The organism is Alcaligenes sp. (assembly GCF_050255915.1).
Taxonomy (GTDB): Bacteria; Pseudomonadota; Gammaproteobacteria; order Burkholderiales; family Burkholderiaceae_B; genus Alcaligenes; species Alcaligenes aquatilis.
In genome coordinates this window covers 12,794-35,498 of record NZ_JBFWIQ010000005.1, presented here as the reverse complement: position 1 = coordinate 35,498, position 22,705 = coordinate 12,794, and the positions used below count along the sequence as shown (strand labels likewise).

At 56.2% G+C, this 22,705-nt stretch carries 24 protein-coding genes; 11 read left to right on the top strand and 13 right to left on the bottom strand.

Annotated features, from left to right (window positions below):
- Window positions 1-97: 97 nt before the first annotated feature.
- A complete protein-coding gene (locus tag AB7E06_RS07665; RefSeq protein ID WP_427956088.1) occupies window positions 98-1,291 on the bottom strand; it encodes an FAD-binding oxidoreductase in 1,194 nt (397 codons plus the stop codon).
- Window positions 1,292-1,296: 5 nt separating this feature from the next.
- Window positions 1,297-2,340 (bottom strand): Rieske 2Fe-2S domain-containing protein, encoded by a 1,044-nt coding sequence (locus AB7E06_RS07660; RefSeq protein WP_427956085.1) that lies wholly within the window; start codon window positions 2,338-2,340, stop codon window positions 1,297-1,299.
- 279 nt (window positions 2,341-2,619) lie between these two features.
- Between AB7E06_RS07660 and AB7E06_RS07655 the strand changes: the two genes are divergently transcribed.
- Window positions 2,620-3,570: a LysR substrate-binding domain-containing protein gene (locus AB7E06_RS07655; RefSeq protein WP_249460538.1), complete on the top strand. Its 951-nt coding sequence runs from the start codon at window positions 2,620-2,622 to the stop codon at window positions 3,568-3,570.
- 337 nt (window positions 3,571-3,907) lie between these two features.
- Here AB7E06_RS07655 and AB7E06_RS07650 read toward each other — a convergent pair whose 3' ends face one another.
- On the bottom strand, window positions 3,908-5,101 hold the full coding sequence (locus AB7E06_RS07650) for an aromatic amino acid transaminase (protein WP_427956081.1): 1,194 nt from the start codon (window positions 5,099-5,101) through the stop codon (window positions 3,908-3,910).
- A 475-nt stretch (window positions 5,102-5,576) separates the two neighbouring features.
- Between AB7E06_RS07650 and AB7E06_RS07645 the strand changes: the two genes are divergently transcribed.
- The gene (locus tag AB7E06_RS07645) at window positions 5,577-6,326 is read left to right on the top strand and encodes a tyrosine-protein phosphatase (protein WP_427956078.1); all 750 of its coding nucleotides are present in this window, start codon (window positions 5,577-5,579) and stop codon (window positions 6,324-6,326) included.
- On the opposite strand, the gene AB7E06_RS07640 is transcribed toward AB7E06_RS07645, so the two are convergent.
- Window positions 6,323-7,423 carry an MBL fold metallo-hydrolase gene (locus AB7E06_RS07640; protein WP_108728344.1) on the bottom strand — a complete coding sequence of 367 codons (1,101 nt, stop codon included), beginning with the start codon at window positions 7,421-7,423 and terminating at the stop codon, window positions 6,323-6,325. The two genes, AB7E06_RS07645 and AB7E06_RS07640, sit on opposite strands and share 4 nt — an antisense overlap.
- Before the next feature lie 320 nt (window positions 7,424-7,743).
- Window positions 7,744-8,793, bottom strand: coding sequence for an AraC family transcriptional regulator (locus AB7E06_RS07635; protein ID WP_264672213.1), 1,050 nt, complete (start codon window positions 8,791-8,793; stop codon window positions 7,744-7,746).
- A 108-nt stretch (window positions 8,794-8,901) separates the two neighbouring features.
- Between AB7E06_RS07635 and AB7E06_RS07630 the strand changes: the two genes are divergently transcribed.
- The 8 genes from AB7E06_RS07630 (at window position 8,902) to AB7E06_RS07595 (ending at window position 16,501) form a co-directional block, all read left to right on the top strand.
- Window positions 8,902-10,461: an acyl-CoA synthetase gene (locus AB7E06_RS07630; RefSeq protein ID WP_427956073.1), complete on the top strand. Its 1,560-nt coding sequence runs from the start codon at window positions 8,902-8,904 to the stop codon at window positions 10,459-10,461.
- A gap of 25 nt (window positions 10,462-10,486) precedes the next feature.
- Window positions 10,487-11,677, top strand: coding sequence for a lipid-transfer protein (locus tag AB7E06_RS07625; RefSeq protein ID WP_427956070.1), 1,191 nt, complete (start codon window positions 10,487-10,489; stop codon window positions 11,675-11,677).
- Window positions 11,674-12,114, top strand: coding sequence for a MaoC family dehydratase N-terminal domain-containing protein (locus tag AB7E06_RS07620; RefSeq protein WP_230019434.1), 441 nt, complete (start codon window positions 11,674-11,676; stop codon window positions 12,112-12,114). The genes AB7E06_RS07625 and AB7E06_RS07620 overlap by 4 nt, the downstream gene beginning before the upstream one ends.
- Before the next feature lie 10 nt (window positions 12,115-12,124).
- The gene (locus tag AB7E06_RS07615; RefSeq protein WP_264672214.1) at window positions 12,125-12,550 is read left to right on the top strand and encodes a MaoC family dehydratase; all 426 of its coding nucleotides are present in this window, start codon (window positions 12,125-12,127) and stop codon (window positions 12,548-12,550) included.
- A 26-nt stretch (window positions 12,551-12,576) separates the two neighbouring features.
- The gene (locus AB7E06_RS07610) at window positions 12,577-13,407 is read left to right on the top strand and encodes an SDR family NAD(P)-dependent oxidoreductase (protein WP_230019436.1); all 831 of its coding nucleotides are present in this window, start codon (window positions 12,577-12,579) and stop codon (window positions 13,405-13,407) included.
- Between the two features lie 11 nt (window positions 13,408-13,418).
- Window positions 13,419-14,570: an acyl-CoA dehydrogenase family protein gene (locus AB7E06_RS07605; RefSeq protein ID WP_264672215.1), complete on the top strand. Its 1,152-nt coding sequence runs from the start codon at window positions 13,419-13,421 to the stop codon at window positions 14,568-14,570.
- Window positions 14,567-15,631 (top strand): CaiB/BaiF CoA transferase family protein, encoded by a 1,065-nt coding sequence (locus AB7E06_RS07600; protein WP_230019438.1) that lies wholly within the window; start codon window positions 14,567-14,569, stop codon window positions 15,629-15,631. Before AB7E06_RS07605 ends, AB7E06_RS07600 begins: the two co-directional genes overlap by 4 nt.
- Window positions 15,632-15,712: 81 nt before the next feature.
- Window positions 15,713-16,501 carry an enoyl-CoA hydratase/isomerase family protein gene (locus tag AB7E06_RS07595; RefSeq protein ID WP_427956063.1) on the top strand — a complete coding sequence of 263 codons (789 nt, stop codon included), beginning with the start codon at window positions 15,713-15,715 and terminating at the stop codon, window positions 16,499-16,501.
- Between the two features lie 77 nt (window positions 16,502-16,578).
- Here the strand turns inward: AB7E06_RS07595 and AB7E06_RS07590 are convergent, their stop codons facing one another.
- The 7 genes from AB7E06_RS07590 to AB7E06_RS07560 all read right to left on the bottom strand — a co-directional run bounded on the left by AB7E06_RS07590 (window position 16,579) and on the right by AB7E06_RS07560 (window position 21,275).
- Window positions 16,579-17,685, bottom strand: a complete 1,107-nt coding sequence (locus AB7E06_RS07590; protein WP_094198100.1) for a hypothetical protein — start codon at window positions 17,683-17,685, stop codon at window positions 16,579-16,581.
- Between the two features lie 26 nt (window positions 17,686-17,711).
- Entirely contained in the window at window positions 17,712-18,734 is a 1,023-nt protein-coding gene (locus AB7E06_RS07585; protein WP_427956059.1) for a Nif3-like dinuclear metal center hexameric protein, read from the bottom strand.
- A 248-nt stretch (window positions 18,735-18,982) separates the two neighbouring features.
- On the bottom strand, window positions 18,983-19,333 hold the full coding sequence (locus AB7E06_RS07580; RefSeq protein WP_094198102.1) for a DUF2294 domain-containing protein: 351 nt from the start codon (window positions 19,331-19,333) through the stop codon (window positions 18,983-18,985).
- 39 nt (window positions 19,334-19,372) lie between these two features.
- A complete protein-coding gene (locus AB7E06_RS07575; protein ID WP_427956056.1) occupies window positions 19,373-20,320 on the bottom strand; it encodes an ornithine cyclodeaminase family protein in 948 nt (315 codons plus the stop codon).
- 12 nt (window positions 20,321-20,332) lie between these two features.
- The gene (locus tag AB7E06_RS07570) at window positions 20,333-20,611 is read right to left on the bottom strand and encodes a 2Fe-2S iron-sulfur cluster-binding protein (protein WP_009457378.1); all 279 of its coding nucleotides are present in this window, start codon (window positions 20,609-20,611) and stop codon (window positions 20,333-20,335) included.
- Between the two features lie 11 nt (window positions 20,612-20,622).
- Window positions 20,623-20,967: a ferredoxin gene (locus AB7E06_RS07565; protein WP_230019441.1), complete on the bottom strand. Its 345-nt coding sequence runs from the start codon at window positions 20,965-20,967 to the stop codon at window positions 20,623-20,625.
- The gene (locus AB7E06_RS07560; RefSeq protein ID WP_094198105.1) at window positions 20,967-21,275 is read right to left on the bottom strand and encodes a 2Fe-2S iron-sulfur cluster-binding protein; all 309 of its coding nucleotides are present in this window, start codon (window positions 21,273-21,275) and stop codon (window positions 20,967-20,969) included. Before AB7E06_RS07560 ends, AB7E06_RS07565 begins: the two co-directional genes overlap by 1 nt.
- A gap of 202 nt (window positions 21,276-21,477) precedes the next feature.
- Between AB7E06_RS07560 and AB7E06_RS07555 the strand changes: the two genes are divergently transcribed.
- Complete coding sequence (locus tag AB7E06_RS07555) at window positions 21,478-21,669, top strand: hypothetical protein (protein ID WP_094198106.1); 192 nt, start codon at window positions 21,478-21,480, stop codon at window positions 21,667-21,669.
- Here the strand turns inward: AB7E06_RS07555 and AB7E06_RS07550 are convergent.
- A complete protein-coding gene (locus AB7E06_RS07550) occupies window positions 21,666-22,700 on the bottom strand; it encodes a 2Fe-2S iron-sulfur cluster-binding protein (RefSeq protein ID WP_108728340.1) in 1,035 nt (344 codons plus the stop codon). The genes AB7E06_RS07555 and AB7E06_RS07550 overlap by 4 nt on opposite strands.
- Between the last annotated feature and the right edge of the window lie 5 nt (window positions 22,701-22,705).

Below are 22,705 nucleotides of genomic sequence, written 5' to 3'. Positions count from 1 at the left end.
TCAGCCTGACTTCCAACAAGGAAGCATATGATTTTTTTTGAAAAAAAACCCCGTCCCAACAGGACGGGGCAAACCTCAACAAGCAATTGAAAAACGCTTAGGGCAATTCCACGGCCACCGGGCCACGGGGACGGGAACAGCACAACAAGACTTTGCCCTCTGGCACCGGATCCAGAGGCTCTTCAAAATAATCGACCTCGCCCGATACCAGGGCACACATGCAGGTATTACACAGACCCGCACGGCAATTGAAGTCCGGGCTCAAGCCCGTTTCTTCAGCCAGATCCAGCAAGGAAGGGCAGTCTTCATGCCATTGAGCCTGACGGCCATCGGGCAGAAACGTCACGGTCTGCGTGGCATCCGTGGCAGTTTCATCCACGACGGCGGGCGACTCCGGCTCTGACGCACTTGCAGTCGCACTGCCAAGCACGTCAGACCCTGCCTCTGGCTGAACAACGCTGGCCGCAACATCACCGGCCAAGGTGTTTTCCAGCACCGTCGCCGGACCAAAAAACTCATAGTGAATGCGCTCTCGCGCCACACCCAGGCTACGCAGCACACCGTAATTGCTCTGCATGAAGGCACTGGGCCCACACAGGTAAAACTCGTAATCATCCAGTGGCAGCCAATGCTGCAACTGCTCACGTGTAATCAGTCCCGCCACATGGTGCAAACCGGCTTGTTCATCATCTTCAGTCGGGTTGCGATAGCAGAAGTAAAGTTGCACACCCTCGCGTTGTGCGGCCAGTTCGCGAATTTCATCCGCAAAGGCATGCACCGAGCTGTTATCACAGGCATGGATCACAGACACCTTACGCTGACTGTGTTTAAGCAAACGATGCAGCATAGCCAGCAAAGGGGTTTGGCCCACGCCACCGCTAAGCAGCACCACAGGCCGCTGGCTGCTCTCATCCAGCACAAACTCGCCCATCGGTCCGGCCGCGCTCAGCACATCGCCCGGCTGCACCTGTTGGTGCAGATAGGAGGAGGCCAAACCATCGGCCACGCTTAACCCTGCTGGGGCCTTCTCGTGCTTGACGGAAATGCGCAGTCGATCCGTGCAGTCGGGGTCCCCCGACACGCTGTAGTTGCGCAACACGGTTTGCCCGTAAATCTCCAGGCGAAACACCAGATACTGGCCCGGCTGATAAGACGGCACAACACCGTCCACCGGCTCCAGGAAAAACGAAGTAATCACGTCGCTTTCGCGCTGTTTTTCCAGTACGCGATAGTCCCGGAAACGGCGGCTGGCCGTGGTCTCGGTAGGCGCAGGCGATGCAGTCGTATTCATCACGCTCAAGCCGTCGTGGTCTCGCTGGTAACGGCTTGCTCGGCCTGAATCATCTGGCTGATCTTGCGACGGAAACGCAAGGGGCCGGAATCCAAGGGTAAATCCAAAGCGGCAGGACGCTCTTTCAGGGCCTTATGCACTTCTTCCAGAACCACTTTGTCTTCCAGGAAGGCGTGGCGCACGTCTTCGTTGAAAATCTTGGAAACGGCCTCGTCATCCGGGCTGAAATTACGCAGCTGGAACCAGAAGTAGCGGGTGTGATCTTCGTCGATAGGCGTCAGGAAGTTATAGGAGTCCATCAGGAAAACGTCCTGGTGGTACTCGCTGGGCTCTTCGGTGGCGGCACCGGCGGGCAGGAAGATGGCCTTGATCACGGCCAGCGATGGGAAACGCACTTCGTATTGCTGCTTACGGTCGCAATTGCCTTCAAATTTCACAAACTGCTTGTAAAACGGTGCAACTTCCACATTTTTGGACCAGCGCGAGACCGTCACGCCATGGTCCTCAACCTTGACGGTCAAGGGCAGGCCGATGATGTCAGGGCTACCAAAGGAGCTTTGGTGGACCCAGGACACGTGCGACGGGTCCAGCAAATTGTCGGTGACGTACAGGTAATTACAGTCCAGCTCCATGGCATCGCCACGGTTCACACCCCACTCGGGATTGTCCCACTCGGGGATGTCGATCAGTTTGGACGGATCAGCCAATTCAGGGGCACCCATCCAAACCCAGACCAGACCAAAACGCTCCGTACAGGGGTAGCTGCGCACCACCGCACTTTTAGGGATTTGCGCCACACCGGGCGCTTTGGTACAGGAGCCGCTGCAATCAAACGTCAGGCCGTGATAGCCGCATTCCACCTGGTCGCCAATCAAACGGCCTTTGGACAAAGGCAGACGGCGGTGTGGACAGGAATCTTCCAGAGCGACTGGCTGACCGTCTTCACGGCGATACAGCACCAGGTTTTCGCTAAGCATACGCACGGGCAGCAAGCTGCGACCGAGCTGCGTAGCCAATGCGCCTACATACCAGGCATTGCGTACAAACATGATTTACCCCCAACTCTGAATGCGGTGCATGAAGGCTGAACGAGCCCATTCATGCTCTCTTGTCTTTGAAGCGCTCCGACCTGCTGGCCAGGGCTTCTGCGCCACTGTGCGGGAACACCTAGAGCACCGTATCAATCTGGCCCCGCTTGAGCTCGCCAGCCGTGGCGAGACTTGCGCTTACGTTCTTGCTCATCATAATCGCAATTAAATTCAGCCTACTATCCATATCGTTTAGAATTTCTAAAGTTAAATGACTTTTCTGGACGGGGTCTAAGCACCATGGATACCTTGCCTCCCTTACGCGCGTTGCAAGTCTTTGAAACTCTGGGCCACAGTCAAAGCCTGCAAGAGGCTGCCCGTCGCCTGAAAATTACTCCCGGTGCCATCAGCCAGCAATTGCGCCTGCTGGAGGACAGGCTGGGCTGTAGCCTGACCTACAAAGAAGGCAAACGCTTGCGGCTGACGGCGGCGGGGGTGCGTTTTCATGAAATCTGTACTCAGGCGTTTGAGCTGTTGCGCGACGGCCAGCAAGAAATGGAGCGTTCGCGCAACACCAGCCTGCTGTCCATCAGCGCTTTGCCCTCCATGCTTAAAACCTGGATGGCCCCGCTGGCGTTTCAATGGCAGGAGCAGTACGACCCGGAGCTGACCCTGCACCTGAAAGGCAGCCATGCCGAGCCGGACCTGGAAGCCGAACAAATCGACTTTCGGATCACCTACGGTCAGGCCGCCGCCCGCCCCCGCAGCTTTACCGAGCTTTATACAGACCGTGTCGTTCCCGCCTGCAGCCCGACCCTGCTGCAAGGGCAAGCCGCCTTGCGACATCCCCGTGACCTATTGAACTATCCCTTGCTGTCCTCGGACTGGCAGCCACGCTTTACCTCGCCCCCATCCTGGCGCGACTGGTTTGAGTCTTTGGCTATACACATAGGCAATACGCCCCTGGATCGCTTCCGTGTTTTTTCCCTGTCGCATATGGCACTGGAGTCCGCCGTGGCAGGCCAGGGGTTTGTATTGGCGCAATGCTCGATGATAGAAAAAGAAGTGCGCAGCGGGCAGTTAATTCTGCCCTTCTCCCATTCCTTGCCCCTGCCCTGGCCTTATGTACTGACCCGACGGGCGGGTGCGTTTGAGTCACCTCATAGCCAGGATTTTCATCGCTATTTATTGAAACAGGCACGACAACAGGAGCAAATCAATCAGGAGCTGTTGCTGCAAGCATTAGCCTGAGCAATGTCGCAGTACGACGAAATACAGCCAGATTGCCGATAGACCTGCTGGCCTGGCCGTGGCTAAGCACTAAACCATTGAGTGCTTCAGCTACATAGGCGTAGGACTATTCGATGGCTTAGCTCTACACCGTTCCACTTTCAGTTCGGTTTCCAGCACTCAGCCAGGAGAGCAAAACAAGTCGAGCGGCTGGATCAGACAAGTACATATAAGCGGCTTCTACCGCCCGATAAACGCAACTGCAGATGCATTTCCAGCATCAACAAAAAAGCGTGTTTTCCGCCCCCGAAGGGGCCATCAACACGCTCTTTAATCCTACAGGAAAGACTCCAGTGTCTTAGGCCACCACAGCAGCCAGCGACTCCGCGAAGTAATCCACGTTGGACTGGTTCAAACCTGGCACGCTGATGCGGCCAGACTCCAGCACATACACGCCAAAATCATCACGCAGTTTCTGAATCTGCTCTTTGGTCAGGCCGGTGTAGCAGAACATACCTTGCTGTTTGACAAAATAGCTGCTGTCGTACTGGGGAGCCAGCTCTTTCAGGCGATCATGTACACGCTTGCGCATGGCAGCAATACGCTGACGCATGGTTTCCACATCTGCCGTCCATTCAGCCAGCAAAGATTCATCCGACAAGACCGAGGCAATAGCCTGTCCACCGTGCGAGGGCGGGTTGGAGTAGATGCGACGCACCACGGCTTTAAGCTGGCCCAAAACGCGGTCAGCTTCGTCCGCGCTCTTGCACACCACCGACAAGCCGCCGCAGCGCTCGGAGTAGTAGGAGAAATTCTTGGAGAAAGAATTGGCCAGCAGGAAAGTCAGTCCTGCATCGACCATGGCGCGCACGGCAAAGGCATCTTCATCCAGGCTACGACCAAAACCCTGGTAAGCCATGTCCAGGAAAGGTATCAGCTTGCGCTGCTGCAGCACAGGAATCAGTTGCAGCCACTGCTCGTCGCTCAGATCAGCCCCGGTGGGGTTATGGCAGCAGGGGTGCAGCAGGACAATGCTGTACTCGGGCAGGACGGAAATATCTTCCATCAGGCCGGTGAAATCCAGACCGCGAGTAGCGGGATCGTAGTAGCGATAAGTGTGGGTAGGAATGCCCGATCCACGGAAAATGGAGTGGTGGTTATCCCAGGCTGGATCGCTGATCCACATTTCGCTATTGGGGTAGGCTTCGTGCAGGAAGTCGCCACCCACTTTCAAGGCACCCGAACCACCCAGTGTCTGGATGGTCGCCACACGACCTTCTTGCAACACTTTGCTGTCGGCACCAAAAACCAGTTTTTGCACGGCGCTGCGGTACGAAGCCAAGCCTTCGATAGGCAGGTAGCCACGTGGTTGGCCCTTGGCTGCCCATTGCTCTTCAGCGCGGCGAGCCACATCCAGCAAAGGCAGACGACCTTGCTCGTCGTAATACAAACCAATGGTCAGGTTGACCTTGCGGTCGCGCGGATCGGCGTGAAATGCCTCGTTCAAACGGAAAATCGGATCGCCACCATAGGCCTGCAAATGCTCAAACATGCTTGTTCCTTGAAAAATTACGGTTGTGGGCCGCCCGGTCTGGTCGACGGTCTATTCAAATAAGCATTGACCTTATACCTTGGGCCTACTTTAGCCAATATCTTGGGGATTTTTTTGCAGCACATGGGCACGCGAGCGATGCGTGAATGCGTCATCAGACTTGTCCCCCCTTGGTTCGGCACCGCACCTGTTCTTGTCTAGTCGGTGCAGGCAGTCAAACACCAGCGTCACCATGCAGTCTGTTCATACCTTCAGCAAACCGAAGGTGCAAGAACGTGAACACGGTGTACCAGCTTGTCTGCCTGGGCCTTGCCAGCAACGAATATACATGGCTTTCTGACGATACAGAACCATGCACTTTCATTCATTCTGCTTTTGCTCCGCCCGCGTTGCCCACATGACACCGCATGGTCATATGCAGATCCCGCCCAAGACCGTTAACATGGAACTTTCACCGTTTCAACAGGAGTCCGCCGTGTCCGTATCGCCGCTGCCCAGCCCCGTATCCTACCCTTTAGAGGGGGCCAGCAACTTCCGTGATATTGGCGGCTATGCCGCAGGCTCCGGTTCCTTTCGTAAAGGCCGTGTCTACCGCTCGGACCATTTGGCGAATTTAAGCAGCCAGGATCTGGACACACTGCAGGAACTGGGCATTGCCTGTTCACTGGATTTCCGTGGCGCACACGAGCGCAAACGCTCTCCCTACCAATACAGCTTTCTGACCAGTCATGCGCTGACCGTCGAACCCACCGTATTGCCCGATTTTCTGGACATGCTTGCCAAGGGTGAAGTGGATGTCAAAGCAGCCCATGGCACGATGAACAAAACCTACTCTGAATTCGTGACCGCACATGCAGCCACGTTTGGACGGGTCTTTGACCAGTTGCTGGACACCCATACTCCCCTTGTCCTGCACTGCACAGCGGGCAAAGATCGCACCGGCTTTGCGGTTGCCTTGCTGCACCGCGCCGCTGGCGTACATCCTGATGATGTAATGCACGACTATCTGCTTACCAATCAATTTTTCCGCCGCCCCGATCTGCCCGATAACCGTGGCATCAGCGACGAAGTGCTGGATATTCTCTGGGGTGTGCAGCCCGAGTTTCTGGAAACCGCCTTCAAGACCATTGATAAGACACACGGCAATCTGGAGAACTTCTTCCAGAACGCCTTGAAGCTCAGCCCCGCCCGACGCGCGGCCTTACTGGAACGCTACACCGCCTAAACCACGCCTACCGAGGCCTCTGGCAACTCCCAGTGGCCGTCCAGGCTCAAGGCTGGCCCTATCACATTGCGCCAAGTGGGCAGATCATGCATTTGCGTGAACAAAGGCATGCAATAACGTGGCTGCACCATATCCACCAGCCAACGCAAATCCGTCAAACGCGGGTGAGCATTCCAGCACAAGGTATGCGTGCCGCGCGGAGCATGCGGGGCCACATAGCCGGTGTGAATCAACAAGCGATCGCCAGGCTCGGCATTGCCGTCCGAAGTCCGCGCTTGCTGCTCACGAATCAACTCTCCTGCCTTACCCTGACAACCGTCCGGTTCACCAGCCAAAAGCAGGTGTGCTTGGGGATCAAACGTAGCCGCACGCGGCATCAGTTCGCGCAAGGATTGCTGCACGCCTGGCAACAACAGATCGCTGCTTTGGCTGATCATGCGGGTCAGGTTTTCGTAGCAGGACGCATCCATGCTCCAATCCTCAAAGCCTTGCTGCTGACGCCACAAGGCAATCTCGATCGCCCGGCCCGAAGGCGGCACCGGCAACAAAGCAGGATGGGACTGCAGCAAGGACTCCAGAATGCTCCAGGCAACGTGATGAGACTGATCATACAAACCATAAGACGCATCCAGTAACGCCAGATACGCAGGAGGTGGCAAATCAAAGGGAAACAGCAAGGACTCGCAGGAAAAGTCCCCGCTATAAAACAGACCGCCACCCACATCCAGATGCAGCCAGACACCCCCCAAGGCATGGCCGGACAAACCAGTGCGAACGGCAATATCGCCAATATAAGTCGTGCCGCGTGTCGGCAATTCACGCCAGATCCGACCGGCAGGCAAGCTGCGCGCGGTCGAGGCCGTGGCGTAAACAGGAATGTGTTCGGGCAGTTTGGATAAGGAGCCCATGTGGTCCTGGTGATCATGCGTCACCAAAATGGCATCCACCTCCAGCCCCTCATGCCAATCGCACACCTGACCGGGGTACAAGGGCCCACCGGCATCCAGCAGCAGTCGCAAGCCACATGCCTGCACGAGAATGGCGGCAGGCACTTTACCTCCAGAGCCGCTTAACACCGTCACCCGTGTCTGGTTCATGCTCCGTCCCCTACAAGGCATTGTGGCCAACCTATCACCCAACCACACCCGGCATTCTGCTTTGCAGCACGGCGTAACGCGGGGCGCAAAAGCAAAGCATCAATAAGCGCAATGGGCCGCAGCTCACGCTGCCGGACAGAGAAAGGCATCAACTTAAAGAACCAGAGCCACCGAAGTGCCCTGCCTTAAAAAAAACGACGACAGGATCAGATTAAACAAGTGTTCTTTCAGCCCTGTTACAGATTTATGGCAGTTCGATGGCAGTGCCCGGTGAGCAAACCGAAGCCACCCCCGCTGCTTCAACTATGTCTTATTGGCACTCAGGTGCTGAATCGACCCTGGCGAAACGCCCCCGGTGCAACGCCAGTCCAACCCTTGAAAGCACGCTGAAATGCAGCACTGTCTTTAAAACCCAGTTCCTGTGCCAGTTCCGCGAAAGACATCGAATGAGCATTCAAACGAATAATGGCCATATCGCGTCGCAACTCATCTTTCAAAGACTGAAACGATGTCCCTTCCATCGCCAAGCGCCGCTGCAATGTCGCTGTCGACATATGTAAAGCACGAGCCGTAATTCCCAGATCTGGCCAGCTAGGTCGAGTGCGTTGAAGATACTCACGTACCCTGGCACTGACCACATCGGTGGAGCTGCGCGGCATGATGATATTGGCCTGAGCATCCGCTAGAAACAGACGTAACTCCGTCTCACCCCGTCGCACTGGCGTCTTTAACCAGGCGGCTTCAAACCACAGGGCAGTTTGTCCGCGCTTGAACTCTAAATGGGCAGGAAACACTTTGCCATAACTACCGGCATGGGGGGGGTTGTCAAACGCGAAGTCAAAGCGCACCACCGGCAAGCGGCCACCGATGAGCCAGGCCAGCAAACGCCAGAACACTCGCAGTAATAGCTCATGCAAAAAAATCGGCTCTCCAAGAGAACCGTTAAAACGCAAACCAAGGCCGGCAAGATCACCCTTGCTATGCAATTCCAATGCCACGTCCTCCTGCAATAACCAAAAGGTCCTGGCTATACGACGAATTGCGACTTCCAGATTATTCGCCCCCAGGGCCGAGCGACTTATCAGCGCAAAGCTGCCCAGTTTCAAGGGGCGCGATAAAAAACCAAGACCTTCATCCTCGCGCTGTTCAATCAACAAACGAAACAAAGCACTGTATTGACAAGCCGTGACTCGGGCTCCCGCATGTCCAATCAGCTCAGGAGAGATGTCTGTAGCGTTTAAGAACGGTCCAATATCTTCGCCCCGCATTTGTAAACCCATCAGCATGCCACTGACTAAGGCAATCGGCACAGTAGCCGGAGCCTTAAGGGGGGCGCGGGGAGCGCGTCGCTGATTGAGGTGTTCTGCCATTCGATCGATGCCTTGTGTCATTGCTGGAGCGGGCACGCATTTTTACTATAGGTCACATAAACCAAGCAGTCGATCCGCATCAATACGAACATGACGGGAGACAAAAAAATGTACCTGACTCAAGCGTTACATCGCGCGGTTCAACAAAAGCCTGAACGTATTGCTGTGCGCTACGGCAATCGGGCCTGGACCTTCCGCCAACTTGGAGACCGTGTAGCCCGCCTGGCCGGTGCGCTACAACATCTGGGGATGAAAGAAGGCGACCGCGTCGCCATCCTTGCCCTGAACTGCGATCGCTATCTCGAATACCAGATGGCCGTCCCTTGGGGTGGCGGGGTACTTAACCCATGCAACACCCGCTGGTCCGCCTCGGAAACGCTGTACGCACTGAACGACTCAGGCTCTACGATCTTGCTCGTCGATGACACATTCTGTGACCTGGTCGAAAAAATCCGAAGCGACGCCACCACTCTACGCGAAGTGATTTACTGCGGGGATAATCAGACACCTGCGGGCATGCACGACTATGAAACCTTATTAGCCACCCATGCCGCCATCGCTGATGTCATGCGCCGCGACGAGGATCTGGCCGGAATCTTCTATACAGGCGGCACCACCGGCTTTCCTAAAGGCGTCATGCTGAGCCACAGCAATTTGCTCAGCTCTGGCCTGGCCCTGCGAGCTGAAGGTATCGCGACTCCTGATGGCATCTATCTACATGCCGCCCCCATGTTCCACTTGGCCGACATGGGCATCGCCATGCCTCACTGGATCGAAGGCAATACTCAATCCATCATCACCGCGTTCTCTCCGGAAAAGGTGCTAGATACACTGGAGCGAGACCGCGTGACACACATGCTGCTGGTGCCGACCATGATCCAGATGCTGGTCGATCACCCGTCCATGCAGCAAGCCCGCGACTTAAGTGCACTGCAAACTATTATTTACGGGGCTTCGCCCATTTCTACGGCCGTCCTTGAGCGCGCCATGAAAGCCTTGCCTCACGTCAGTTTCATGCAGGCCTATGGCATGACCGAACTGTCTCCACTGGCAAGCATCTTGCCCGCCTTTCACCATACACATGAAGCACGCAGCCTCAACAAGCTGAAATCGGCTGGCCGCGCCAGCTTATGTACCGAAGTACGCATTGTGGACCCACTGGATCAAGAGGTTCCGCGTGGCACGGTGGGCGAGATTGTCGTACGTGGCCCCAATGTGATGCAGGGCTACTGGAACAAGCCTGAACAAACCGAACAAGCCCTGCGCAATGGCTGGATGCATACCGGTGACGGTGGTTACATGGATGAGGATGGTTTCATCTTTGTCGTGGATCGCCTGAAAGACATGATTATTAGCGGCGGCGAAAACATCTATTCCGTTGAAGTCGAAAACGCACTGGCCCAACACCCCAGCGTCGCCGCCTGTGCGGTCATTGGCATTCCCAGCCCCGAGTGGGGCGAAGCGGTCCATGCCGTCGTCGTTCTCAAGCCCGACGCATCGGTCCATGCTGGCGACCTGATGGCTCACTGCAAGACCCTGATTGCCAGCTACAAGTGCCCCCGCAGTGTCGTTTTCCAAGAGACTCTGCCCTTGTCAGGGGCCGGCAAGCTTCTCAAAACCGAGCTGCGCAAGCCCTACTGGGATCAGCAAGACCGAAAAATCAGCTAAGTCATTTCCATTTAAAGGAGTCTGTATGAGCTCTTCTGTCATCGTGGCCGGTGTCGGCATGATTCCCTTTACCAAGCCTGGGAGCAGTGAACCCTACCCCGTCATGGCTGCCAAGGCCATTCATGCCGCACTGGCTGACGCCCATCTGGGCTACGACAAAGTCCAGCAAGCCTACGCCGGGTATGTTTATGGAGACTCGACTGCAGGCCAGCGCGGGCTCTATGAAGTAGGCATGACAGGCATCCCTGTAATCAATGTGAATAACAACTGCTCGACCGGATCCACCGCTCTATATCTGGCACGTCAGGCGATTGCCAGCGGAGCGGCCGACTGTGTACTGGCCTTCGGCTTTGAACAGATGACACCCGGCGCGCTTGGCTCTGTATTCAGTGACCGTCCCAGCCCGTTCGAGAAGTTCGATGCCATCACCGCTGAGCTGATTGATGTTCCCGATATCCCTTTCGCGCTGCGTTACTTTGGCGGTGCCGGCCTGGCCCATATGCAGGAGTTCGGCACCAAGTTGGAGACCTTTGCCAAAATACGTGCCAAAGCCAGCCAGCACGCTGCCAACAACCCACTGGCCCTGTTTCGGACTGTTGTCACTGCGGACGACGTCATGGCCTCCCACATGATCTGGCCTGGCGTCATGACCAAACTGATGGCTTGCCCACCCACCTGTGGTGCAGCTGCTGCGCTGCTGGTCTCCGAGTCGTTCGCCAGAAAACAAGGCCTGAATACGAATGTTCGTATCCGCGCCCAAGCCATGACGACCGACACGCCACCTACCTTCGACGCTCGGGACATGCGCGAAGTCGTGGGTTTCAGCATGACTCGCAACGCCGCTGAACAAGTCTACGAAGCAGCAGGTGTGGGGCCAACCGACATCAATGTCGTAGAGCTGCATGACTGCTTTGCCCACAACGAGCTCATTACGTACGAAGCACTCGGTCTGTGCCCCATCGGCGGCGCCGAGAAATTTGTCTGCGATGGTGACAATACCTATGGTGGCCAGGTTGTCACCAATCCATCCGGTGGCCTGCTTTCCAAGGGACATCCACTGGGCGCAACCGGGCTGGCACAGTGTACTGAGCTGGTTGAACAGCTAAGAGCCAATGCCGGGACTCGCCAAGTCGACGGGGCCCGGCTGGCACTTCAACACAACCTGGGTTTGGGCGGTGCCTGCGTCGTCACCCTATATGAAAGGACACAATCATGATCGATAAGAAATGGATTGGTCATGAAGTCGGCCACTCGGTCTTGCCCATTGAACGCAGCCGTCTGCAGTTTTTTGCCAAGGCCATCGGTGACACCAACCCCATCTACACCGATCTGCAAGCCGCCAGACAAGCAGGCTATGCCGATTTGCCCGCTCCTCCTACCTTCCTGTTCGCTGCCGAACTGGACTCAGGTGCCCTATTCGGCCTGCTTGACCTGCTGCAAGTCCCTCATGCCAAGGTTTTGCACGGCGAAGAAGGTTTTGAATACTTTGGCTCGGTTGTCGCAGGCGATACCGTCACCGTCAGCTCTTATGTCAAAGATATTTATGACAAAAAAGGCGGTGCACTGGAATTTATTGAAATCGAATCGAATGTGTGGAACCAGCGCGGGGAGCAAGTGGCCCGAATGCGTTCCGTCACCGTCGTGCGCCACTGAAGGAGACACCATGAGCAGCATCAACTATGACGCGGTACAGGTGGGCGACAGCTTGCCCCCCTTGACGCTCGTCCCCGTGGATCGCCGCATGCTGGCGCTGTTTGCCGGTGCTTCGGGGGACCACCATCCCATTCATATCGATCTTGACTACGCCCGTCGTGCAGGGATGCCGGATGTTTTTGCACATGGCATGCTCGGCATGGCATGGCTAGGTCGTTTGCTAACCGGATGGGTAGAACAATCACAACTACGCCGCTTGGATGCCCGATTTCAAGGTATTACTCACCTGGGCCATGTCATGTGCTGCAGCGGGCATGTTATTGAAAAACAAGAGGTCAATGGTGAACGCTGCCTACGTATCGAGCTGCGCAGCACCAACCAATACGGGCAAATCAAAATCGCGGGCGAAGCATTAATCGCTTTCCCTGATCTCTGAATCAAGAAAAACGGCAGGAGACACTCATGACTCAAAAACTCGACGGCAAAGTTGCCCTTGTCACTGGCTCTGGCCGAGGCATAGGCCGCTCAATTGCACTGAAACTGGCCAGTGAAGGCGCACGTTTACTGATCAACGACCTGGATGCCGAACCCGCTCAGGAGGTGGTTCAAGCGATCCGTGATATGGGCGGCGAGGCAGTCGCCTGCATGGGCAGCGTCACTTCCCCGGACTTTGCCGAGCGATTCATTGGCACAGCAGTCAGCGAGTATCAAGGGCTGGACATCATCATCAACAATGCCGGCTACACCTGGGATAGCGTCATTCAGAAAATGACTGACGAACAATGGTACGCCATGCTGGATTGCCACCTGACAGCACCCTTTCGCATTCTGCGAGCTGCACAACCGGTCATCCGCCGCCTGTCCAAGGCCGAAGGTGAGGCCGGTCAGCGTGTCATGCGCAAAGTGGTCAATATTTCTTCGGTTGCCGGTCTATTTGGCAATGCAGGCCAGGCGAACTACTCGGCGGCCAAGGCAGGAATCGTCGGCATGACACAAACCCTGGCAAAAGAATGGGGACGGATCAATGTCACCGTCAACTGCGTGGCTTACGGCTTAATCAACACCCGCCTGACCAGCAGTGTCGCAGGCGAGTCCACGACCAATATTGAAGGACGCGAAATAAAAGTCGGCGTAAATCCCGATTTGCTGGCTGCCATGGAGCGCAACATCCCCTTGGGTCGTGCCGGCACCCCAGACGAGGCGGCCGGAGCCGTTTACCTATTCTGCACTCCCGAATCGGATTACATCAGTGGCCAAACACTGCTTTGCAGTGGCGGCCTGACCGGTATTTAAAGAGGCCCACCATGCTACCGCAACTGCATCGCCATCCCTGGATGGATGAGGAGATTGAAGCTTTTCGCGAACAGGTGCGCCGCTATATTGCGGGCGAGCTGACGCCACACATGGACCATTGGCGACGCCAAGGCTACATTCCCCGCGAAGTCTGGCACACATTCGGACAGATGGGGTTTCTACTGCCAGAAATCGAAGAAACCTATGGCGGTGCAGGCGCAAGTCTGGCCTATCAGCTCGTCGTGCAAGATGAGCTGGCCAAAGCGGAAGTGCCCGCCACCACAGCCGTACACAGCATCGCCACGCATTACATACTGGACTACGGCACGGCTGCACAAAAACAACGCTGGCTGCCCAAACTGGTCAGTGGAGAGTTGCTGGCTGGCATCGCCATGACCGAACCCGGTTGCGGTTCAGACCTTCAGGCCTTACGTACCCGTGCGCGGCTTGAAGGAAATGAATACGTAATCGACGGCAGCAAAACCTTCATCACCAATGGCTTTACCGCCAATTTGCTGGTGGTGGCGGTACGTACCGGAGAGGCGGGCAGCCGAGGAGTCTCACTGATTATTCTGGAAACTGAAAATCTAGCTGGGTTCCAGGTGGGCAAACGTCTGGAGAAGCTGGGCCAGCATGCTTCCGATACCGCTGAACTGTCGTTTAACCATGTCAGAGTCCCGGTTGAACACCTGCTAGGCGAAACAGCAGGAAAGGGTTTTGCCCAGTTAATGAGCCAGCTTCCCTACGAGCGCCTGTTGCTGGCCGTTCCCGCTGCCGCCGTCATCGAGCGTGCTGTAGAGCTGACCCTGGAATACACGCAGCAACGCAAGGTGTTCGGCCAGACGCTCTATGAATTACAAAACACGCGCTTCAAACTGGCCGAGTGCGCCACTCTGGCCCATGTGGTGCGCACCTTTGTCAATGACTGCACCCAACGTTTGCTTGACGGTCAGCTTGATGACACTGCGGCCTATATGGCCAAGTGGTGGTGTACCGAACAACAGCACAAAGTCACGGACGAGTGCTTGCAGCTCTTTGGCGGCTACGGCTATATCACGGAATACCCGATTGCCAGAATGTACGCGGATGCCCGAGTACAACGTATCTACGGCGGTGCCAACGAAATCATGAAAGAACTGATTGCCAGAAGGCTGCCCGCATGATGCCGCCCCTGACTGGTATCCAGATTGTGGAGTTTGAGGGAATAGGGCCGGGGCCATTGGCTGGCCGCATGCTGGCTGACATGGGCGCACAAGTGACGGTTATTGCTCGCCCACAAAAAAGTGCCGTAGACGAACGGATGGGGGCCGCCACCAACCCCATGCGCCGTGGAAAAAGAACCGTAACGTTGGATCTGAAACAAGCTGACGATGTCGCCACCGCTTTACAACTGATCACCCAAGCAGACGCACTACTAGAAGGTAACCGTCCCGGCGTCATGGAAAAATTGGGCCTGGGCCCGGCTGACTGTGCTGCACACAACCCCCGGCTGGTATACGGCCGCATGACAGGCTGGGGACAATCCGGCCCCCTGGCACAGTCGGCAGGTCACGACCTGAACTACGTCGCGCTCACCGGCCTGCTGTCACTATCGGCCCACAAGGGCCAAATGCCGATGGTGCCCCCCACTGTCGTAGGCGACGCTTCGGGGGCACTAGGCCTGGCCTTTGGCATGGTCTGCTCATTACTGGAGGCGCGCTCAAGCGGCAAGGGACGAGTCGTGGATGGGGCAATCGTCGATGTGCTGGCGATGCTCGGCAGTATCGCCCAGTGGGTCCGTGCCAGCGGACAACTCGATGGAGTTTCACCCAGCCCCTTTCACGACTCGCCTTTTTACGATGTGTATCGTTGCGTCGATGGCGGTTTTATAACGCTCGCAGCCTTGGAGCCGCAATTCTATGCCTTGGCGCTGAGCAAGCTGGGCTTAAGCGATGTGGACCCGGCCGCGCAGTATGACACGCGTCAGTGGCCAGATTTCAAAGCCCGGCTGACACGCCTCTTTGCCAGCCAAACACGAGCGCACTGGTGTGCGCTTCTGGAGGGCACGGATGCCTGTTTCGCACCGGTACTGAGCCTGAAAGAGGCCGCGTGCCACCCCCACAATGTGGCACGCGGCATCTACCACACCGCCGCCGACAACAGCATACAGGTTGCCGCTGCCCCACGCTTTCTTCCCTTAATCACGTCGTCTGACACAGGCGCCGAACGTCATGAGCAACGCTAGGGGCAGCATGTCTGTCAAGCGGGAAAAAACCAGATCAACACCCAATTGCGTCGCCACCATGACGCACACAGGAGAAATCATATGCAGCAATCCGATGGAGTCGCCTGGGGTGTAACCGAGAGCGTGGGTCGGATCGTGCTCAAACGGCACGAATACGCCAACACACTTTCACACGCAGCCAGCCAGGCTTTGATACAAGCCATCAATAGTGTGCTCGACCAACAGCCACGCGTTGTTCTTCTTGCAGCCGAGGGAAAGATCTTTTGTGCTGGAGGTGACATTGCCGAGTTCGCTGCCGCTGGTCCAGCCCTTGCAGATTTAGTCGACGATATCCTTGAACCACTACACCCCGCACTGTATCGCCTGGCAACAGCCCCCATGCCTGTCATTTCGGTACTGAACGGGCCTATCGGGGGTGCAGGCATCGGTCTAGCACTGTGTGCGGACTTTGTACTGGCTGCGCAATCGGTCAAGCTTCGTACTGGCTACGCCGCACTGGGTTTATCGCCAGACCTGGGAGCCTCGTACTTTCTGGCTCGTCGCGTTGGCGCAATACGCGCCCAGCAATGGCTGATGCTCAGCCAAACCATCAGTGCCCAAGACTGTCTGACTCACGGTGTGGTGGATGCACTCTACCCAGAGGATGAATTGACACAAGCAGCAGAGGACTTGGCGACACGACTGTCGCAATCTGCCCGTGCCTCGTTAACCAGCATTAAAACCTTATGCTCCGGTCTGCCCGCCCGCGACTTACACACCCATCTTCAACTGGAGCACCAGTTTCTTACAGCATGCGCACGCCGCACGGATGCACAGGAAGGAATACACGCGTTCTTCGAGCGGCGAGCACCCCGCTTTACAGGGAACTGATGCCGTTTTGCCGTGCTACGCACAAAAAAAAGAGCGCCAGATCAGCGCTCCTGAAAAGGGGGACTACAAACAAGAACTTAAATAATGAGGGGCGTCAAAAATACCGCCAGAATCACGGCCATTACCAAGCGCATGACGATACCCAAGGTCGCAGCCAGCATGACTTCTTTTTCATTCAGATCTGAACACTCGGCCCAGACCACCGGAATCTGTCCAAATACCGCCGATAAGGGCAGGCCGGACGAGGCCAGAACGAACGCCCCCACGACCAGGGAGGGATCCAGTGTCGAGGCAATAGCCTGCAATTTACCCATTGCCAGTGTCGGGCTGACCAGGATGGCCAACACGCCCGTTTCGGGATGAATGTTCAAGGCCAGCAAACCACGTTCAAGCACATCGCTGATCGGAGCCCAAATGCCGATATGTTCCAGCAAGCCAATGACACAGAACACCAAGGCCACAGCCGGAATCAGGATCAGCAGCAACAATTCCACCCCTTCACGGGCCGCCTTGAACAGCATGGGCGCAAAATCAATATTCGGCGTGAAACGAGGCGCAGCCAGCAAATCCACCGAACGGACGTTGCGATAAACCAGCCGTGACAACAGCAGGGGGGACAGCAGCAAGGGGCCAAAGACCGCAATCAGCACCACGGCAAAGACATTCACTCCAGCAAAGGTCAATGCCATCATGCCCAGCATGAAGGTCGAGAAAGATTGCTGGGACTGCACCATCGTGGCAACCGCAATTTTCTGCTCGTCTTTGGTCGCCCCTGCCTGGCGCAGCAAGGGCCCCGAGATACGACCAGCCGCATTGATATCGCCAAAAATGTTGTACACGCTGGGAATGATGACGGCCGGATTGATCCCGATAGCCCGCATCGCCGGCATAAAAACCCGCATCATGGCATCGGTAAAGCCCAGACGCTCCAGCAGCCGCCCAATAATGACGCTGATAATGACCGCCACCCCAACCTGCCCGGTCAAAAACACATCCACCACAACGGGTTTGACCTTGTTCAACACGGTATCAAAGGCACCGGACAAGGTAGCGGGAAAGAAAAACAGCGTCAGCATGGCCGCAGCCAGCAAGCTCAGGCCCACCACCTCGATACGCTCCAAAGGACGGCGGCCCGCAGGCGGTGAATGCACAACCTTATCGATTTCTATTGTTTTGTTATCCATGTCTGTCTCCGTTCAGGAAGCTGGATTTACTGGAAGCTCAGCACGTTCTTGCCCATGAGATGGGCAGTCGAGAAATGCCGGGCGTATTCACGCAAACGGGCACCCCCCACTTGATGCACCGGCGTAGACGTCACCCGATCGCGGAACATCACCACCTCGACACCATCGAGCAAGGCGCTCAAGGCATAAGCCAGTGGCAGTCCGTTCTCCAGAATTTCCAGTACATGGCTGTTACCTACCAGAAAATTCAGCCCCAGTTCACGGGCGCATTCAATCAAGGCATGGCCGTCATAGACTCGGCTAATCGACGCCAGCACCGTATCCACTCCTGGGTTCTGAGCAACTGCCTGGCGCAGATGTTCAGGACTGAATCCCGTATGCGGGAAGATATGCAAAATACGGCTGACTGGACTGCTACGTTCGCCCAGTCGAATCGCACCGCGCGTCAAGGTGCTGGTCTCCAGAATATTCTCGTTGTCCTTGATGCGACGCTCGGCCTGCAAGATCTGATCTTCCAGATCCAGCCCCATGAAACCGTCCAGCCTATTGAGCATATCGCCCAAGGTGTTCACTCCTTCCAAGGGCTCGCCCACGAACATTACATTGCCATGAATACCTCCATAGGCGATATCACTTTTAGCCACTTTGTGGCCATGCAGATACGCAATGCCCGGATGCAAGCCATGAAATGCCTCATGACACTCCAGCGCTGCCACGCCATACAGGTCCAGATAATCCTTCAGGGTCACGCCCCCACAACTGGCGGCATCTGCGATGGGATGGTGCGCCACAATGGCATCCACCCCGGTCGCGCCGGCCAACTCAATACTCAGTTCGGACATGGTCATGCACACGGCCACCTTGCGCACTTCCTTGTTGGGGTCTCCATGAATCAGCCCCGGAATTTCCAGCACTTCCTTGCCGTAAATTCCCGAGGACTTCCAGATCACGAAAGGATGATGGCCGCACTTGACCTCATCCATACAGGACACCATGCGTCCCCCCGTAATGACATTCAACGCATCCAGCAAATCGGCTACATAGGCCATGATTTTGTCTCCAAATAAAAAGCCGGCCTCAGGCCCTGGGAAATCCCAGGGTCCGAGGCCGGCGGTATGCGAGCACTTCCTGTCGGCAACTTCCCCAAGCGGGCCGGTCAGGGCCTGGGCTCGGTTCCAAAGCCAATTGCACACCGGGCAATCCACTCTGGACGGAAGGACAACAAGACTGTCTACCAGTCAGCTTCTTTTTATCGATTCGGAACTCAGGGCAGCGGTTTGCACCGGCGCCACTGCGTTCACACTCCTTTTTGCAACAACACCATGGTGGAAGACAACTGCGCTGTCGCGTCGTAATCCTTGAAAATGGCGACGACATCCAAGCCATACTCTTCCACCAAAACCTGCTTCATCTCCTTTTTGAAAGCCTTGATCAGGTACAGATCGGCCAGATCGGCAATATGTGCGTTTTCACGGCTCAGCGTCTGCAAGGCAGGCTGGCGTTTATGAACGGCCAACATGCTGATCCTGTCATCGAGCACATCAATCTTCAGTGTCACCACACCTGATGCAAAAATACTGCTGTTGATGCGGTTGTAGTCCCGGGTCAGCGCCTGCTTGAATTCGCCCATAGAAGAAAAGCCTGCCATCACCATTGCCTACCCCCAACCTATTTGAATTATTGTCGTTTACTCGTGTTCAGCGACCGCCTCCTGCGCCATCCTGCCATGCTGATAACGGCGATACGCCAAACCAGCAACAGCAATATCTTCAATCGCCACACCCACTGATTTATACACGCAAATACCCTGTGCGTCGTAACCTTGTCCACGCCCCAATTGCAACCAATCGCTTAACTCGGATACCTTGCCCTGAATGCCGCAATCGGCTGCAGCCAGAATCAGATCCCCGGCCTCGGCAAGCGTCTGCTCCCCCCACTCCACAATGATCTTGCCTGCTCGCTGCAAGCAAACATCATCCAGCTCCCGCGCCGTGGGCAGACTAGAACCAACAGCCGCGACAAAGCAACCTGGTTTGAGCGTACGCCCATCAAACAAGGGCTCACGGCTGCGACTGGCGGTAACCAGAATATCTGCCTGGACCACGATCTCATCTGGGCGTGCCGCGCGTACCGGTACGCCACAGTCCAGCTCCAGCTTGCGGCAACGCTCCTGATCCACATTCGGGCTCCAGACCAGCACACGGCGCAAATCAAAAGCCTGGCAAAACTGCTGGACATGCGCGGTGCCCTGAGCCCCGAGCCCCAGCACTCCCAAGGTTCGAGATTGGGGGTTTGCCCCCCGCTGTGCGGCCAGCACCGAGCACGCGGCAGTACGCCACTGCGTAATCGCACCGGCATCCAGCGTTGCCAAGGTTTGTCCACTGCGCGCATCAAACAGCACAATCACAAAGTTGAACCTGCCGTGTACGGTCGTATAAATTTTGGCCCCAGCGACTTGCTGGCCTGAGATAACCGCCCCCAAGGTAGATAAGCGCGTATCGCCCACCTGCGTGCGCACACGACGTTGCTGCGCCGCCTGCCCCTGTCCAAACTCAAGAAAAGCCTGCTCCAGCACCTGCTGTACCGCAGGCGCATCCAGCAGTGTGTGTAATTGCTTATCGGTCAAATGCAGCATGGGCGGCTCCTTTTACCAGCTCACCGTCACGTCACCGCGCACAAAAGTCTGGCACGCCATACGAAAACCCTCTGCCAGATCCTGCTCGGACAAGTGTTTATGTTCCTTGGCCTTGACCTCATCCGTATTGCTCAGCCCTTCCGTAATTCGGCACTTGCAGGTACCGCAGATACCGCCCCCGCACTTGAACGGGATGCCGCCTCGCTCGCGAATCGAAACCCGCAGCAAATTGCTGTTCTCGGCGGCAGACACCACCAAATCATTATTCGACGCAAATGTAATCTGAACCATATTCTGCTACCTCAGGATTGCTGCTTTACCAGGGGCTGCGTCCCTGTTTTGTGACCCGTAAGCTCACATTGGCGCAACTCGGCCTGTAGGCTGCCAAAGTGCGTCAATCCGGCCAGTTCTTCATAAGCCTGCTCGGCTGTGGCAAATTTTTCCATTTGCCGAGTAGGAATGTCATTGACCGTGCCATTTGGCGTCTCTTCCACAATGCGAACCCGCGACCCGTCCTGGATACGCGCAATGGCAAACACCGCTTTGAAACGACCCTGAAAATGGTATTCATACGCCGCCACCATTTCCACGCCCACACCCGGCTCCGTACGGTATTCGCCTGGCTTGCTCGTTAGCACCACATACATCACTGCACCTCCTGTATCTCTGCCTGCTCCAGAACGATGTCCTGGTTAATCCACAACTGGCACGCCAGCCGCCAGCCCTGATCCAGCCGCTCGCCTAATTGCTTTTTCTCTTTCCAGTTGGCCGCTGGCAGATGCTCAGCCCCCTCCAGCACCCGACACGCACATTTGGCGCACTTGCCCATCCCACAGCCATAGGTCAGATAAGGAAAAGGAAACTGCTTGATCCCTGCCCGGACCACCAAATTGGTGTTCTCCTGCACCTCGCCCACATGTGTCTGGCCGTTTTTATGAAAAGTAATGGTTGGCATAAGACCTCCTGCTTGCTGCCAATGATGCGACCGGATTGCGAGCCCTGACCGCCTGAAAAAAAACAAGAACGGTATACCAAGTTAAAAATTGCACTTTTCCCACAACAGATTTCTTTAGTTTTAGATACAGTTTCCTGCCTATTTGAGTAGAAACCCCTATTGCGGTATACTTAATTCAATTCAACCCCTAAACGAGATTGCCATGAAAACCCCCGTCGAACTTCGCTACTTGCAGCGTCCCGTCGGCGAGCAGTTGCTGCCACATCTGGCTCAGCGCAAGCATCTGCGCCGTCGTATTCCGCTCATCAATCTGCCCTCACTCACTGAACTGTTTGGCAGCCGAAAAAAGCGCGAACCCGAAGTCGCCCAAGATCAGCTCCCACACAGCGCCTAAGCAAGAGAAGGCTCTGCCGAGCGGCTATCGGACTGAAAGTTGAACGCATCGGCATACATGAACTGCTCATTGGCACCATGCTCCTTGAACAAGCCACGGGCCTGCTCAATCATCACGGGTGAGCCACACAAGTAAATGGCATGCTCAGACAGGTCAGGTTCATCCTGGCATACCTGTTGTTGCACATAGCCCCGAGCGCCTTGCCAGCTCTCGTCGGCATGCGAGAGCACAGGCACGAAACGGAATTCGCACAAGCGGTCTGCCCAGGATTCGATCTCCTTGGCCAGATACAAATCCTCGGGTCGGTTCATGCCCCAGTACAGGCTCACAGGTGGGCAGTCGTCCTTGTCCAGCAAGGACTCCAGAATCGCCTTGATCGGTGCAATACCCGTACCGGTTGCCACCATGACCATGGGTCGCCAGTCGCGCTCGCGCCAATAGAACACCCCCAAAGGCATCTCCAGCAGCAGCTCGTCTCCAGCCTTCAGGCCGGGCAAACACACTTGGGTAAAACGGCCGCCTTCCACTTCCCGTACATGCAGTTCAATACGCCCATGGGCCGCATCGGCATTGGCCATGGAAAAACTGCGCGCACGCCCGTCCTCGAACAAGATGTTCAGATACTGACCAGGACGGAACTGCACGTGTACGTCCTGGGGTAACTGCAAGGTCAAGCGCCAGATTCCTTGGCACGCCCGCTCCACGCTATGCACCTGCGCCCTGACCTGCTGGGTGTCAGGCAGCTCATCACGATGGGCGGCCAGACTGATTTCAATATCCGCATCCAGTCGAGCCTGACAGGCGGCGGCATGGCCCTGCTCGTGCTCCTCATCGGCAATACTCATGGGCAGGCAGTCGTCCTCGTAACAAACCTTCCCTCGGGTAACCTGAATGCGGCAGGTACCGCAACCGCCAAACTCACAGTCGCTATAAATGCGCACGCCTTGCCGCTGAGCGGCCTGCAAGAGGGTCTCTTGCGGCTCTACCCAGAACTGCTCGCCGGTTTCCTTGATGTCGACACGATGGGCCATGACCC